Below are 16,705 nucleotides of genomic sequence, written 5' to 3'. Positions count from 1 at the left end.
CTTTTTCACTTAATGCTGAAACGTAATCCAAACTGAAGATTAAAATTGAACGGATGTTCTTTACGTATTGTTTCCACCTGACTGCCGTCGTCAAAGTAATAGGCAATACCAGGTTCGGCATACAATCCGATATTTTTCGTAAAATTAACCTGAACGCCTGCCGCAGCCGATAATGACCATTGCAAAGGATCTACAGTTAATGAATTATGCTCCATATCACGATTGGAAGTACCATTTACATATACAACATCTACACTTCCTGATACACATTTCTCGACCATTCCTCCCGCTGAGGCATAAAATGAGAACCAACGGTTATCCCATATAGCCCGGTGCACCTTCAACGGAATGCCTATATAGTGCAATTTCTGTTCTTCTTCCAGATAGGAGCCCGATCCCGAATGCAATTCGGATGAAAGCATCGTATAGTTCAAGCCCGACTCTATTGCCCATGCTTCAGTTATATGCCACTTTACAGAAGCTCCAACCGTAACAGGCATCTTATGATGTACATTGGTGGTAGCGCTGCGATCACGGTTATTAAACAGTACCTGACTGTAAGCTGTCTGATGATCGTCTTCCGATACAGCAGCCATATTAATAGGGCTGGCATATAATGAACGAGTGTTCAGACGACTCATACCTTCAAACGAACGAGATGAAGCATACGGTGTATTTCCAGCAGACAATCCAACCGACCATTTACGGTTCCTATCAGTTTTTATAGAAGCCAGCATTTCTTGATTTCGCTGTAACTGACGGCGATCTGCTTCCAACGTACGATAAGCACGGTTATGTTGTTCTGAGTCATCGTGACCTACCACAGTACGTTGAGTATTTTCCTCTTCCTTATTCTCTTCCCCAATGCTTTCCCGTTCGCCTTCCGGTAATATTTCTTCACTCGTTTCTTCAATTGTCCCTCCTATCGCCTCTTTTCTTTCATCCAACACTGGAACTGTAGCAGCCAGTACCGGACGAGAAGCCGTCAAAGGTTGTTCTTCTTCCGGTAATTCTGAAAGAATATCTGTTGCCGCGTGTTGCTGTTGCCCAAGCTCTTCAGCCAACGATTGCTTATCACGCACGTAATCGGCTGTAGAAGAATTTATAAACCAGAACGTCAGCGACGAAACAGCTATAACCGCTACAGCGGCAGCCGCAGCAACAAAGCGGCGTGTCCTCCACATCGGAATGACGCGTGGTGCAGACAATTCCTCCTCCAATCTTCCCCACAAATCATCAGGAAGCGGTTCAGAATAATCCTCCAGCTTATTTCGAAGGTTTTCTACCCATTTATCATTCTCTTTCATCTTAGTTCCTCTTTTCTATATTCATTTATTTTCTTTATCAATAAACTCTTGGCACGGTAAAATTGTGATGATGAAGTATGTTCTGTTATCCCAAGCAATGAAGCAATTTCCTTGTGGCTCTTATTTTCGAAAACATACAAATTAAATACGGTACGATAGCCCTCAGGAAGTTCTGATATAAATTTCATCAAAACCGAACGAGGTATATCATTTACATCACTATCGTCGGTATCAGGAACATCGGGAATTTCCGTCATCAAGACTTCCTGCTGTACTTGTGCGCTTTTTTTTCTTAAGTATCCTAATGCTTCATTTACCATCACTCGCGAAAGCCAAGCCTTGAGTGAGCCTTCTCCTTGATAAGTAAACTGCTTTATTGACTGAAAAATCCGAAGGAATCCATCATGCAAGACATCTTCCGCCGTTTCACGATCTCCAATATAACGAAGACATATAGCCATCAGCGCTCTACCATAACGCTCATACAGCGTGCGGCGCGCCTGCATATCTCCCCGTTGACACAGTAACGACAATTCTTCCTCCGATATATCAGCTTTCATCTGCATTTTACTATGAAATGTAACAAAGGCAAAAATACTGCACATCTTGGAGAATAAAATTCCACTTAAAGTGTTTTTAACAATCAGGCATGCAGTAAAAAGTTATTTTACACATTCTATATATGAAATAAAACAAGAATAATAACCATGAAAAGAAAAAGATATTTTTACCACCTTATTGGAATATTATTTTGTTGTACTCTCTTCTCGGCTTGCCTGAATGACAACGAGCCTGAAATAGTCTACTCCACTCTTGGAACCGTAAATGCCGATGGGATAGAATCGGACTCATACGGATTACTGATACCTATCAACCCTGGATTTATTACTTCAACTCAAACAGATTCTACCGGACAAAGAGTACTGACTGTATTCCAATATGCGGGAAGTGCAACAGAAAATGAATCGAACAGCACGTCGGTCGAATTGATCCGAGTAAATAAAGTTCTAACCAAAAAGGCTGACGATTTGCGACAAGCAGGATCAGCAGACATTTATGGTAACGATCCGATTCAAATAACCGCTTCCTCACTCAGTTCAAAACACTTGAATATTCAATACGAATATTATGGCAGCACAAACATCAGTCATCGAATCAGTCTTGTACTCAATGCTGATACACAATTAGATGAAAACGGATTATTACAAGTAGAATTCAGGCACAATAATGAAGGAGATACTTACACAGAGCACCTTTGGGGAATTGTTTCATATACACTCGAAAGTATTCCTGATTACAATACCCAATGTAAAGGATTTAAAATCATTTATAATAGTGGAGCAAACAAACGTGCAGAATGGGTAGTAAAGTCAAACTCACAAGGGACACAGACAGAAGAAAATCCCTCACAAACGATAGAATCTTGTTGTTTCTAAGTTTATATCTCATACCATTCAGCAACAGCCTTTATCCTCTTCCAGGCTGTTCTGAATGGTATTCTATTATTTAACGCATGCTCCTTCTGCATGACGGTACCCACGAAGGAAATCTTGTACATTCATACGTTTCTTACCAGCCAGTTGCAACGAAAGGACATTTACATATCCATCTGTTGATGCTATCTTGAAATAAGTTTTACTATCAGTTACGATGCTTCCCGGTGTCAATGAATGTTCACAGAATTGCTTTTCTGTATCGTATATTTTCAACATTACAGGAGCAAGTTCCTCCTGACAAAGCTCCGTCCACGCTGCCGGATAAGGAGAAAGACCACGCACAAAATCATATACCCGTTTCACTCCTTTCATCCAGTCTATACGACATGTTTCCTTAAATATTTTCGGAGCCGGACGAAGTTCTTCCACTTTTGCAAGTTCATCTTGGGGAGTCGTCTTTACATTGCCTTCCAATATTGCATCAACTGTTTTCAATACCAAATCACCTCCCAAATGCATCAAACGGTCGTAAACCATTTCCACATTATCCGTATCAGCAATAGGAACACGTACCTGATCGATAATCTCCCCTGTATCGATTTCATGCTTCAGGAAAAAGGTCGTAATACCAGTTTCCGTATCTCCATTTATCACAGCCCAGTTAATCGGGGCCGCTCCACGATATTGAGGCAATAGAGAAGCATGTAAATTAAATGTTCCCAAACGAGGCATGTTCCATACAACTTCCGGCAACATACGGAATGCTACCACAATCTGTAAATCGGCATGCAATCCCCGGAGTTCGGCTATAAAATCTTCATTTTTCAATTTTTCAGGCTGGAGAACCTTCAATCCCTGTGAAACTGCATATTGTTTTACGGGACTCGGCTGTAAGACACTACCATGACGCCCCATTGGTTTATCAGGCATCGTAATTACGCCAACGATATTATATCCTCCCTCTACCAGCCTTTTCAAACTTTCCACAGCAAACTCGGGAGTACCCATATATACAATTCTCAAGTCTTTTTTATCCATAATATTCTGCTTTTTTTTATTCCGCTGAAATATCTACCAGTACCTGACGATAGGTATTCAGCATCTTCGATTTAGACACAAAGCCAATATATTTATTATCTTCATCCACCACAGGCAAGTTCCATGCACCGGTCGTATCGAACTTTTTCATCACTACCTCCATCGAATCAGTATTGATAATAGGAGCTGTAGGAGGCTTCATGAAACTTTCTACTCGAAAGCGATGATATAATTCCTGACGGAATATAATGTTACGAATATCATCCAACACAACAATACCTATCAGCCTATCATTGGCATCGACTACCGGAAAAAGATTACGACTGGACTGCGAAATACGTTTTACCATCTCACCTAAATCCATATCCGGACGAACTTTCAAAAAATCGGTTTCAACGATACTTTCCATATTCATCAAAGTAAGAACTGCTTTATCCTTATGGTGAGTAATCAGTTCTCCTTTCTTTGCCAAACGCATTGAATAAATACTATGAGGCTCGAATACGATTATAGTCAGATACGCGCAAACCGAAACAATCATCAAAGGCAGGAAGAGATCATAACCACCGGTCAGTTCAGCTATCAGGAAAATGCCTGTCAAAGGAGCATGCATGACTCCAGACATCAAACCAGCCATTCCCATCAAAGCGAAGTTCTTCTCCGGAATATAAGTATTGCCTATATGAAACTCATTACAGACATATGAAAAGACGAAACCAGCAATACATCCCAAGAACAGACTCGGAGCAAAGATACCACCACAACCACCTCCACCATTGGTAGCACTTGATGCAAAAACCTTAAACAGAATTATGAGCACCAAATACACTACCAGCAAATTGGCATGACCATAAAAGAATGAATTATTCATCACCGTATTCCAATCGGCAGCAGTTTCTCCATTCAGCAACAGACTGATTGTATCGTATCCTTCACCATACAATGGTGGAAAAAGAAAGATCAAGATACTCAGCATTGCACCACCGATAACGAATTTTACATACGGATTGGAATAACGCCGGAATATGTTCTCTATCCAGTTCATGGAACGAGTAAAATACCAGGCAACCAGTCCACAAAATATACCTAATCCAATGGCATAGGGTATACGCTCCAGGGAAAAAGGATAATCAAGATGAAACTGGAACATAGCCTCCGTACCTAACAATAAATAAGATACAGAAGCAGCTGTTACACTCGTAATCAACAATGGAAGAAGCGAAGCCATTGTCAGATCAATCATTAGCACTTCCAAAGTAAATACCAGCCCGGCTATAGGAGCCTTGAAGATTCCAGAAACAGCTCCGGCAGCACCGCATCCCACAAGTAGCATTAGTGTCTTATGATCCATACGGAAAATACTACCTAAATTAGAACCGATAGCCGAACCTGTCAATACGATAGGTGCTTCTGCTCCGACAGAACCACCACATCCAATTGTTATGGCAGAAGCACAAACAGACGACCAGATATTATGCCGCTTGATACGACTTTGTTTACGTGATATGGCATACAGAATTTTAGTCACACCATGACTGATATCATCACGTACCACTTTCCGAATAAACAGACTGGTAATAAAAATACCTGCAACCGGATAAACCAGATACAACCAGTTAGCACCCATCGGGTCAAAATTCTCCGTCAGGAACTCCTTTATATATTCTACCAGGAACTTCAGCACATAAGCAGCTAATGCTGTAAAAATACCTACGAGAAAACTTAATATCAGGACAAACTGTTTATTCGTGATATGTTTTTCCCGCCATTGGATGAAACGCTGAAGCAAATCAAATTTGTCTTGCGATGTTTTCATCAACTATGTATTTTATTCTCTTATGACTTTCACTACTCCTCCTTCACCCAACTTAATGATGCTGGATGGTTTGGGATGGCCTGTTTCTTCACGGCGGAAATCGACTATATAATCTACAGCATTCTTTATTTCTTCAGTTATTTCGCTGAATACGGCAGGTGCAGGCTGTCCGCTAATATTAGCCGATGTTGAAACGATTGACTTACGGAAGCGGAAACAAAGTTCCTTTGAGAATGCCTCACTTGTCACACGTATTCCGACACTACCGTCCTCAGCCAGCAGATTAGGAGCCAAATTACGTGCGCCATCATAAATAATTGTAAGGGGCTTAGTTGTCATTTCTATCAGATCCCATGCTACAGGAGGTACATTACGAACATAAAAATCTACTTTCACCGGGCTGTCGACAAGTACCAGCATCGCCTTACTATCAGCTCTTCGCTTAATTTCGTACACACGTTTTACAGCCTCTTCATTGGTCGCATCACAACCTATTCCCCACACTGTATCGGTGGGATAAAGTATTACGCCACCTTTCTGCATGACTTCACATGCCTTTTTAATTTCATCTTTCATCATAATGAACGTTCTCGCTAGTTTATTCAAAGCATCACAAAAGTACAAATGATTTTTATGATAGCCCAAAAAACTTTCATTAAATTTGCATGAAAGAGTGTTATACCGACATGAGTACCAACCGCAAAATCATACACATAGACATGGATGCATTTTATGCATCTATCGAGCAGCGCGATAACCCGGAGCTGAGAGGAAAGCCTATAGCCGTAGGTCATGCCGAGAAACGTGGTGTAGTTGCAACAGCAAGCTACGAAGCGCGCAAATACGGGGTACGTTCTGCCATGTCGTCTGTCAAGGCACAAAAACTCTGCCCGCAACTGATCTTTGTACCGGGCAGAATGGAGGTATACAAGCAGGTATCAGCGCAAATCCACGACATCTTTCATGAATACACCGACATTATCGAACCGATATCACTGGACGAAGCCTTCCTCGATGTAACGGAAAACAAAAAAGGAATTGAACTGGCCGTAGACATTGCACGCGAAATCAAGCAGCGTATCCGGGAGAAGCTACATCTGATCGCGTCAGCCGGAGTATCATACAACAAGTTTCTGGCCAAAATAGCATCCGACCTGCGCAAACCCGACGGATTATGTACCATACATCCCGACCAGGCCGAGGAATTTATTGCCGGACTGCCGATAGAGGCCTTCTGGGGCATCGGGCCGGTCACAGCCCAGAAGATGCATACATTAGGTATCTATAACGGGACAACACTACGCAACTGTTCCTTGGACATGCTAACAAGGCAATTCGGAAAGGCTGGAAAAATATATTATGATTTTGCACGAGGAATAGACCTACGCCCCGTAGAAGCAGTACGGATACGTAAGTCCATCGGATGCGAACACACATTGGAAAAAGACATCACACTGAAGTCGTCGGTGATTATCGAGCTTTATCACGTAGCCTGCGAATTGGCAGAACGATTAAAAGCAAAGAATTTCCGCGGCAGTACACTTACCCTGAAAGTAAAATTCTACGATTTTACACAAATTACACGCAGTATAAGCGTAAACCGCAACCTGTATCAACTGAAAGAAATTCTGCCTCTTGCCAAAGAACTGATAAATCAGGTAGATTTCCAGCAACGCCCCATCCGTCTGCTCGGACTGTCCGTATCCAATCCGAAAGAGGAGCAGGAAGTCTATGCTCCCCAATGGATACAGTTAGAGTTAAAATTTACCGATTAAAAAGATAAGATTGTTTTTTTCTTGCAATGTTTTTCTATCTTTGGAAAGAATGTTCTCCCCTTATATACTGAATATTATGAAGAAAAAGAAAAGACACATTACCTTGTTACTGTTCTTATTGCTCTTTCCTGTCATATTATATGGACAAAGCTATTATGAAACAACTATATTGGCAACAGATAAAGACATCTATCAGGCAGGAGATACAATCTATGTAACAGGAATGGTATGTGCCCCTCATTTGTTTGTTCCAAGCGAACTTGGTCACTATTGCTATATTGAACTGTCGCAAGAAGATGGAACATTAGTAAAACGGCAGAAAGTGCGTAACATTGGATCGGCTTTCTATTGCCGTTTCCCGGTAGGGCAGTTACCTGCTTCTCATTGCCTGGTAATCAAAGCATACACCCGTTTTATGAGAAACTTCCCATCGTATACATGGGGAAAGACCGTAGTTGGGGTAAAAACCGGAAACCGTTATCCCATTTTCTCCTCACAGTTGCAAGACAGTATCAAAGTGCTTTCTGGTAGAGCAGAGATAAAATGGTCCTTATCGGCAGACACACTTCAGACAGGAGAACCACTGAATATATCTGTACAGGCTGGACGATACGGTATGCAATTGCTTTGCAGAATGGAAAATGTGCGTAAAAAGAGTTCGGCAAAAATGTTAGAAGCCTTACGAACATTCAAGGCACAGGGAAGTGACGCATGTGGAAAAATACTTTTCGGAACCTGGAAATATCATTTCGTTCCAGAACAAATATTATCCTTGCAAGGAAATGTAAAAACAGCTTCGGGAAAACCTTATCAGAAAGGAGGAACAGTAGTAGCATATAGTTCGAATACGGGATTTACTTACGACACAGATATAGACGAACAAGGTCATTTCGTATTAGGAATAGATGACTTTAAAGATGGAGAACGTTTTTTTATCCAGGCTTACGACAAAAAAGGGAAATACAAAGATACTCATATCGAGATGTGCACAGACAGCTTCCCTCCCTCAAAGGCTTCACAGATCACATGGAAAGAATACGATGGCTTGTATAACGGAGAAAAAAGCTCTTCACTCAGCGATACTATAATATGGATATCGGAGATAGATGTGACAGCCCGTACGCCGTATGTAGAAAACCCCAACAGCCGTCCTTTTACCAACTACTTCGATGAAAAGAAAATCAGAGAACGACATTATATTGACCTAGAGCAAATTATACGTGCAATGCCGAGCCTGAGAATAGTCGAAACAGGTAAGGCAGACGGTGAAAATCAAAATGGCATCGATGGAAAACTGGTTCTATCTACCAGAGGAAGCGGAACATTAAACGAACTCCCTGTCGTTCATTTCTATATAGACGGCAGCTGGGCTTTGAACGAAGATTTACGGTCGATGGTCAATGTTACAGACATTGCTTCAATCGAATACATACCAGCCACAAGAGCCATGGCCCTTTATGGTTCGCGAGCATTCAATGGAGTAATTGTCATCAAAACACTTAACGGAAAACAGCATACAGAAGTCGAACCCGAAGGAATCACTTATACGCCGAAAGGACTTTCGGACAACCGTTCTTTTTCCTCCGAAGTTCCCTTACGAGTCTGCACCATACCAGCCGACAGCACTTGTACGATTCCTTTGCAGGCTCCTTCATACCCAGGAAGCTACCGTATCGTCCTCGAAGGGATGGAAAACGGTAGGAGTTTTGTGTATAAAGAACTCCCATTTGAAGTAACAGAGTAAAATAATTAAGCATCAAGCTTAATCTTTCTTAATAGAAAGTCGTATATACGAAAGTTTTTTCGTATTTTTGTAGCCAAATTCGGTGTATAGTAATGAGACAATTAAAGATTACCAAAAGTATCACTAACCGAGAGAGCGCTTCTCTTGACAAGTATTTGCAGGAAATCGGTCGTGAGGACCTGATTACCGTCGAAGAAGAAGTAGAACTCGCTCAGCGTATTCGTAAGGGAGACCGTGCTGCTTTAGAGAAACTAACACGTGCTAACCTGCGATTCGTAGTATCAGTAGCCAAACAGTACCAAAATCAGGGCTTGAGCCTTCCGGACTTGATCAACGAAGGAAACTTGGGCTTGATCAAGGCAGCAGAGAAGTTTGACGAAACTCGTGGTTTCAAATTTATCAGCTACGCTGTATGGTGGATCCGCCAGTCTATTCTTCAGGCTTTGGCAGAACAATCTCGAATCGTACGTTTGCCATTGAATCAGGTAGGTTCACTGAACAAAATCAGTAAGGCATTCTCTAAATTCGAACAAGAAAACGAACGACGCCCTTCTCCGGAAGAACTTGCCGATGAGCTTGAAATTCCGGTAGATAAAATTTCGGATACGCTGAAAGTTTCAGGACGCCACATTTCTGTAGATGCTCCTTTCGTAGAAGGAGAAGACAACAGCTTGCTGGATGTTCTTGTAAACGACGACTCCCCTATGGCGGATCGTTCCTTGGTTAATGAATCACTTTCGAGGGAAATCGACAGAGCACTTTCTACGCTAACCGAAAGAGAGAAGGATATTATCCAGATGTTTTTCGGTATTAACACGCAGGAAATGACGTTGGAGGAAATCGGCGACAAATTCGGACTCACTCGTGAGCGCGTACGCCAGATTAAAGAAAAAGCCATCAGACGATTAAGACAAAATTCTCGTAGTAAGTTGCTCAAATCTTATTTAGGGTAATAAGATAAGGATCGTTTCCGAAAAAAACAGGATGCAACAGTGGGCAGCGCGCCACACTATTGCATCTTTTGTTTTTCTAAACAATGCGTTTTTCTTTGTTAATTTTCCTCATTCCTTTTTCGTATATGAGTGTAATTGTCTATTTTTGTGACCAAAACTATTAAATTATGAAATATTTCAAATTATTTTGCCTGATACTTATTGCATCAGTGGTTCTTCCTGCACTGGCAAAAGCACCGAAAGACAAACATAAGTATGGTGTATACATCACAGGAGTTTCAGCATCATTTTCCGACTCATTAGTTTACTTTACAAATATCCAATATGTAGACAGTGCTGCTGTTGATGAAAAAGGATTACTTTCCGGACGTGCAGAATACAGCATGCAACTGAAAGATTATCTGGAATCAAATAAAAAATTGAAAAACCGTACTTGCTTTGTTTATTATAACCGAAAGAAAAAGAACCTACAGAAGGAAATAAGCAAATTAAAACAAAAATATCAGAAAAATAAAAGTATCGTAGTACTTGATGTAGATCCTGAGTTCACATTTAAGAAAGCCGAATTATATTAATTACGCATGAAGAAAGCCCTGCTATATATCGTTTCACTACTGATTCTGGGTGCTTGCTCTGATGAAATTCCAGAATATCATCAGTCTGCGCGTGCCAAGCGTGTAGTACTTGCTTATTTAATAGCCAATAATAATCTCGACAACTATATCATGGACAATGTACAATGGATGTACGAAAGTTTGTCTACAGCACAAGATACCTGCACACTTGTTGTCTATTATAAACCATATGCAAGTAACAAATATCTGGATACTGCTGAAATTTTGGAATTTCAGACTGACGGATATGGAAAGATAAATGGTCAGGAGATATTAAAAGGGACTTCTCTCACCAAAGAAAATATCATAGCACAGGCTAAGCATCATCAAGCCTTACTTGGCATTGCAACCAATCCTTCCATCATGAAAGAAAATTTACGTATGATGCAGGACATAGCTCCGGCTCAATCTTACGGGTTAATTTTCGGATCTCATGCCAGTGGCTGGCTTCCCTCTCCTAATGCAGCAAACACCCGCTCGTTTGGTTGGGACGGTATACAAAGCAATACCATTGATATTCCAGAACTTGCAAGTACATTGGAACAGAGTTTTCCTTCCGGTTATCTTGAATTTACGTTATTCGATGCGTGTATGATGGGTACAGCGGAAGTTTTTTACGAATTACGTAACGCAACTCACTATTGCGTAGCTTCTGTAATGGAAACTCCTGTCGCAGGTTTTCCTTACGATCGTTTCTTCATCAATCTCTATGATGACTCTATCGATTATGCAGAAATATGCAACGAAACAGCTCAATATAATAGAGAAAATAATTGGTGGGAAACATATGCCGCAGTAGATTGTACAGCAATGGGAAATATGGCACAAGCCATACAGACAGAACTCACCAGTCACCAGTCGGAATTACAGACTATCGACTATACACAGGTTCAGCAATATGGCTATGGAGATTACAAAAATTTTTCATTTGATGTAATCGATTTCATTTCACAACTGAACGGAGGTAATATTCCAGCATCGGTACAGAGCAGTATCGACCAAGCTGTGATCGCCAAAGACTGTCTGGATGGAAAAGAATATCCACTCATGACCTTGAAAATTGATCCAGACCGCTTCTGTGGTATGGGTATGTATCTTCCGGGTAAGAATATCAACTATACGTGGGACAGATACTGTCAGTCATCCATCGCATGGTATAATGCTGCCGGATGGAATGAACTTCAGCCATAATCAATTCTTCTTTAGTGCTGCAATTATAATTGCAGCATCATTGGAGGAAGAGGGCTACTACATTGTACTATAAGTTGTAAAACTTTCGCTTATTATTAGTTTTATCATAAAATGGACAGTAGGCTGTTTGTCTTCTGTCATGATTTCAGATACCAATGCAGCAGCACAATGCCTTGCCATAAAGATTCCTTTTTCTGCAAGCTCCTCAATTGTCTGAATAATCTTTTATAGATTTCCTCTAAAGTGTGTCCACAAAATTTACATTTATTGGGCTTTTTCGGACTAATTTGATTACTTTTGCATCAACATTATAACACTAAAATTATACTCAATTTCATACCCTACTGTACCCAAAAAGAGCCGGATATGTTGCTTTTGCTAAAATAAATACGCCTTTGTTAAACTTTATCGTATGAAACTATCAGTAAGATATATCGTCATCATCATTGTCTGTCTTTTCACGGTCCAACTTCAAGCAGGATTACTCAACGGCATGTTCAATGTCAGACAAATAGGAAATGCTGAAGGACTTAGCAGCCAACGTGTATTCTCCATTATAGAGGATAACCATAGTGTAATCTGGATTGCAACAAAAGATGGGATAGATCGTTATAACGGACAAAGCGTAAAAAACTATACCCTTCAAGGAAATTTTTATTACGGTGACATGGCTGGACGCCGCATCCGATTATTATATGACCATCACAACAGATTATGGGCGTACGATCACACAGGGAGAATCTATCAATACTCAGCTAAGACCGACAGCTTTGAGCCAGTATTATACTTAGGAGAACACATTAATGGAGAAATCATTCTCAATAAGTTATGTATAGATGCGGATGGAACATTATGGATTGGATTAAGCAAAGGGCTTTACAGAAAAACAGCCAACGAAAAAATTTCCCTTGTTGTTCCACAACAATATATCAACGATATTACTTGCGTAGGAGATTCACTTTTTGCAGGGAGTTCTACTGGTGTCTTACAACTTTCATGTTCTCATCCTTCTCGTCCTCAAGTACTTGCTAAAGATAAAAACATACAAACTTTATATTACGATACTATCCAACAGAAGCTTTGGATTGGAACCCTTAACAGCGGCTTGTGGAATATAAATTTGCAAACATCAGCCTTACAGCAAGTGGAGAAACAAAATTCCATTTTTCTCAACCCGATACGCGCCATTACCCCCTACGACAATCATAAACTCCTAATTGGAATTGATGGAGGAGGTATATATATAGTAGACCAACAAACAGGAGAAGCCCAACTATTTATCAGCACCGAAGATAGCAGTGATGTCTTTTTACAAGGCAACGGAGTATACGCAGTCACCAAAGATCATCAAGGTAATATTTGGATAGGAAGCTATACAGGAGGAGTTTCCGTCGCCATCTTATTAAAATATCCGGTTACTATTTTCACTCACGAAAAGGGGAATCCCCAATCACTGGCAAATAATAATGTCAACGATGTAGAAGAAAATACGAACGGTGATTTATGGTTCGGAACCGATGATGGTATCAGTATTCTAAAAGCCTCAACAACTCATACGTGGAGCCACACACTCAAGTCTACCGTTGCTGTAACACTTTGCAAAGGAGAAAACGGTACAATTTGGGTGGGTACTTACGGTGACGGATTATACCTGCTCGACAAATCAGGAAAAATTATTCAACACCTTACTCAAGGAGCAGGAGAATTGACAACCAATTACATATTTTCGGTAACCAAAGACAATGAAGGTGATTTATGGATAGGTGGAATGGAAGGATGCCTGCAGGTTATAACACAATCAGGAAAAACTAAAAAAATATTCAATACCATAAACTGGATTCACTCCATCGAAGTAATCAATTCAGACCAAATAGCTGTAGCCACAGTAAATGGCTTTTGCATTGTCAACAAAAAGAGTGAGGAAATACGCCGCTATGCCACATGCGAAGATTTTAATCAACAAAATGCAAGTGCATACATTATTTCCATGCTCTTCAACAACGACGGTACCGTATGGTTAGGCACCGAAGGAGGCGGCCTCAGCTTATACAACATGCACACCCACACACTGAAAACATTCACAACGCACGAGGGTATGTTGTCGGATGACGTATATAGTTTGCAACGAGATTCAAAAGGTTGCATATGGGCAAGTACGGGAAAAGGTCTGGCCATTGTAAAAGATTCCAAGGTATTAAACTTAAATTATATCTATAACATTGATAAAGTATACAATAAATCATCCTGCATACGCCTGTCCGACGGACGATTTGCATACGGCAGTACCAGTGGTGTCGTCCTGATAAATCCCAATGCTATAACAGCAGCCAACTATGAAGCCCCGCTTCGTTTCACCGATTTACGGGTAGAATACCTCAATCCACAAGAATCCAAGCAACTGCACCCCTATATTTACCAGATGCTGTTGGATAACAATGTCAGACTCGATTATAAGCATAACTCCTTTATCGTAACTTTCGAGTCCATCAACTACCGTTTTCAACACGACATTGCCTATCAATATATTCTCGACGGTTATGAAAAATCATGGAGCGACTTATCATCAAACGGCACAATACGATATACCAACGTATCGCCGGGAACCTATCTGTTAAAAGTACGCAGCCTGAAAAAGAGCAACGGACAAATCATTTCAGAGCGCACGCTTCCTATTACTGTAGCACAACCCTGGTGGAACTCCTGGTATGCATGGATTATTTATATCTGCCTCATAGGTAGTATATTCTACTTCATATTACGCTACAAAAGCAATCAGTTACAGAAGAAGTATGATGAAGATAAAATAAAGTTCTTCATCGATACAGCTCATGACATTCGAACTCCGGTCACTCTTATTATGGCACCCCTTGAAGATCTTAGCAAAGAACAAGGATTGTCCGATAAAGTCCACTATCTACTGGATATGGCTCGAAACAATACGCACAAGTTACATACTCTTATTACACAACTACTTGAATTTGAAAAAGTAGATACTCATAAAAAGCCAATAGAACTAAGGCCCACCAATATCAATAAACTGCTTACTGAAGAATGTGCCAGTTTTCAATCCTTCTGCGACAAAAAGCAATTGCACTTGGAATTACTTCTGCCAAATCATGAAGTATACGCTTTGTGCGACCAACATTTGATGGAAATGCTGCTCGACAATTTAATATCCAATGCATGTAAATACACCCTGCCACAAGGTCGTGTCAGTTTGAGCCTGTCATGTAGCAAACAAAAAGTAACTATCGAAGTAAAAGATACTGGAATAGGTATTCCTACCCAAGCGAAAAGTCAACTGTTCAACAATGTGTATCGTGCTGAAAATGCCAGAGAATCACAAGAAACAGGTACCGGATTCGGACTTCTGCAAGTACAACGTATCGTTAAAATGTTACATGGAAAAATCAGTTATGAATCAGAACTAAATAAAGGAAGTATCTTCCATGTTACATTACAAAAGGCGGATGCTGTGCCTGCATCTGCCGGAAGTCAGGAAAACAAGACCTACCAAACTCGAGAAATTCACTCCTTTAATATAGACACTACAGTACATTCCTCTCCCGAGCAACAGGATATGGAAGAACGTACCGACTCCCTCAACACTCTGTTGATAGTAGAAGACCACGAAGAACTCCGCTATTACCTACGCAAAACATTCGAACCAGACTATCGGGTTATCGATATGCCCGACGGAAAAGAAGCTCTCGAATATCTGTCGAAAGAATATCCCGACCTTATTTTATCGGATGTCATGATGCCGGGCATACAAGGAGATGAACTTTGTAAACTGGTCAAAGAAAATCCAGAAACAGCTGGTATTCCTTTCATTCTGCTTACAGCAAAAACTAATTACGATGCCGTAGTCGAAGGATTGAAGAAAGGAGCCGATGACTATATTCCTAAACCTTTCAGCACTGAAATCCTAAAACTGAAAGTACAAGGGCTTATTGAAAACAGGAACAGGCAACGGGCTTTCATCATGCGACAGGTTTTGAAAGAAGTAGGAAACGTACAGCCTGATTCCAACGAACCATCTGTTTCGGATACAATCCAACCTGCAAACAAAGTAGATGAGGTCCAGTCCTCTTTATCCGAAAGTGACCATGCTTTTGTCATACGTGCTACCCAGCTTGTAATTGAAAATATCAGCAATGCCGATTTCAACATCAACAGTTTATGTCAGGAAATGGCTATGAGCCGTACACTGTTTTACAGTCGACTTAAGTCATTGACAGGGAAAGCCCCTCAGGAATTCATTCGCATCATACGCCTTCAGAAAGCGGCCGAATTACTAAAACAAGGAAGAAATGTGACAGAAGTAGCCACCGATACAGGCTTTATCAATGTAAAATATTTCAGCATGCTGTTCAAAAAACAATTTGGCATCCAGCCAAGCAAATACGAACAAGAGCATACAGATTAACCCGTTTCAAGACAAGAAATCAGTTATCATACTTTTTCCTTCATGCCGGTAAGCAGCAATGTTTACTGGCTTTTTTTATATTATCCCGCTCAATAAGGTAATAAATACCCCAATTCATAGGCAGAATACAGTTTTTCAAGTACATAAAGCTATCAGGATAAACAAAATTGTCAGCAATCAAACCTTATATGTCAGCTATCTGACCATCCATTTTACACACAATCATCATTTTTGCAACAGCCAAAGAGGAAAAAGATATCCTTTTTAGCCAGACATAATTCATTAACCCTATAATTATCTATAATATACGTGAGTTCGGGATAAGAAAGTATCTTTAAAAGTTGGTAATCACCGAATTATTTTGTATATTTAAGTCTGACAAACAATTAATTACAAATTAAC

The 16,705-nt window shown here is 40.5% G+C and carries 12 protein-coding genes; 7 read left to right on the top strand and 5 right to left on the bottom strand.

Going from position 1 to position 16,705, the window contains the following annotated elements; all coding sequences use genetic code 11:
• Positions 1-5: 5 nt before the first annotated feature.
• The gene (locus ACZM60_RS09615) at positions 6-1,307 is read right to left on the bottom strand and encodes an outer membrane beta-barrel protein (RefSeq protein WP_340319500.1); all 1,302 of its coding nucleotides are present in this window, start codon (positions 1,305-1,307) and stop codon (positions 6-8) included.
• Positions 1,304-1,855: an RNA polymerase sigma factor gene (locus ACZM60_RS09610; protein WP_489521390.1), complete on the bottom strand. Its 552-nt coding sequence runs from the start codon at positions 1,853-1,855 to the stop codon at positions 1,304-1,306. Before ACZM60_RS09610 ends, ACZM60_RS09615 begins: the two co-directional genes overlap by 4 nt.
• Positions 1,856-2,014: 159 nt before the next feature.
• Between ACZM60_RS09610 and ACZM60_RS09605 the strand changes: the two genes are divergently transcribed.
• A complete protein-coding gene (locus tag ACZM60_RS09605) occupies positions 2,015-2,743 on the top strand; it encodes a NigD1/NigD2 family lipoprotein (protein ID WP_489521380.1) in 729 nt (242 codons plus the stop codon).
• Between the two features lie 66 nt (positions 2,744-2,809).
• Here the strand turns inward: ACZM60_RS09605 and fmt are convergent, their stop codons facing one another.
• The 3 genes from fmt to ACZM60_RS09590 are packed head-to-tail and all read right to left on the bottom strand — an operon-like array spanning position 2,810 to position 6,173.
• Positions 2,810-3,781 (bottom strand): methionyl-tRNA formyltransferase, encoded by a 972-nt coding sequence (gene fmt, locus ACZM60_RS09600; protein WP_489521379.1) that lies wholly within the window; start codon positions 3,779-3,781, stop codon positions 2,810-2,812.
• A gap of 16 nt (positions 3,782-3,797) precedes the next feature.
• Positions 3,798-5,597, bottom strand: coding sequence for a chloride channel protein (locus ACZM60_RS09595; RefSeq protein WP_021971290.1), 1,800 nt, complete (start codon positions 5,595-5,597; stop codon positions 3,798-3,800).
• 12 nt (positions 5,598-5,609) lie between these two features.
• Entirely contained in the window at positions 5,610-6,173 is a 564-nt protein-coding gene (locus ACZM60_RS09590) for an L-threonylcarbamoyladenylate synthase (RefSeq protein WP_489521389.1), read from the bottom strand.
• A 110-nt stretch (positions 6,174-6,283) separates the two neighbouring features.
• On the opposite strand from ACZM60_RS09590, the gene dinB reads away from it, so the two are divergent.
• The 6 genes from dinB to ACZM60_RS09560 all read left to right on the top strand — a co-directional run bounded on the left by dinB (position 6,284) and on the right by ACZM60_RS09560 (position 16,303).
• Positions 6,284-7,372, top strand: a complete 1,089-nt coding sequence (gene dinB / locus ACZM60_RS09585) for a DNA polymerase IV (protein ID WP_489521388.1) — start codon at positions 6,284-6,286, stop codon at positions 7,370-7,372.
• A 76-nt stretch (positions 7,373-7,448) separates the two neighbouring features.
• Positions 7,449-9,116: a TonB-dependent receptor gene (locus ACZM60_RS09580; protein WP_489521378.1), complete on the top strand. Its 1,668-nt coding sequence runs from the start codon at positions 7,449-7,451 to the stop codon at positions 9,114-9,116.
• Positions 9,117-9,208: 92 nt separating this feature from the next.
• Positions 9,209-10,069, top strand: coding sequence for a sigma-70 family RNA polymerase sigma factor (locus ACZM60_RS09575; RefSeq protein ID WP_021971286.1), 861 nt, complete (start codon positions 9,209-9,211; stop codon positions 10,067-10,069).
• Between the two features lie 167 nt (positions 10,070-10,236).
• Positions 10,237-10,644, top strand: coding sequence for a hypothetical protein (locus ACZM60_RS09570; protein WP_021971285.1), 408 nt, complete (start codon positions 10,237-10,239; stop codon positions 10,642-10,644).
• Positions 10,645-10,650: 6 nt separating this feature from the next.
• Positions 10,651-11,874, top strand: coding sequence for a clostripain-related cysteine peptidase (locus ACZM60_RS09565; protein WP_489521377.1), 1,224 nt, complete (start codon positions 10,651-10,653; stop codon positions 11,872-11,874).
• A gap of 412 nt (positions 11,875-12,286) precedes the next feature.
• Complete coding sequence (locus ACZM60_RS09560) at positions 12,287-16,303, top strand: hybrid sensor histidine kinase/response regulator transcription factor (RefSeq protein ID WP_489521376.1); 4,017 nt, start codon at positions 12,287-12,289, stop codon at positions 16,301-16,303.
• Positions 16,304-16,705 lie beyond the last annotated feature (402 nt).

Source organism: Phocaeicola sp. (genome assembly GCF_057861905.1).
The sequence above is the reverse complement of the archived record's forward strand: the minus strand, read 5'-3'. Positions and strand labels throughout refer to the sequence as shown.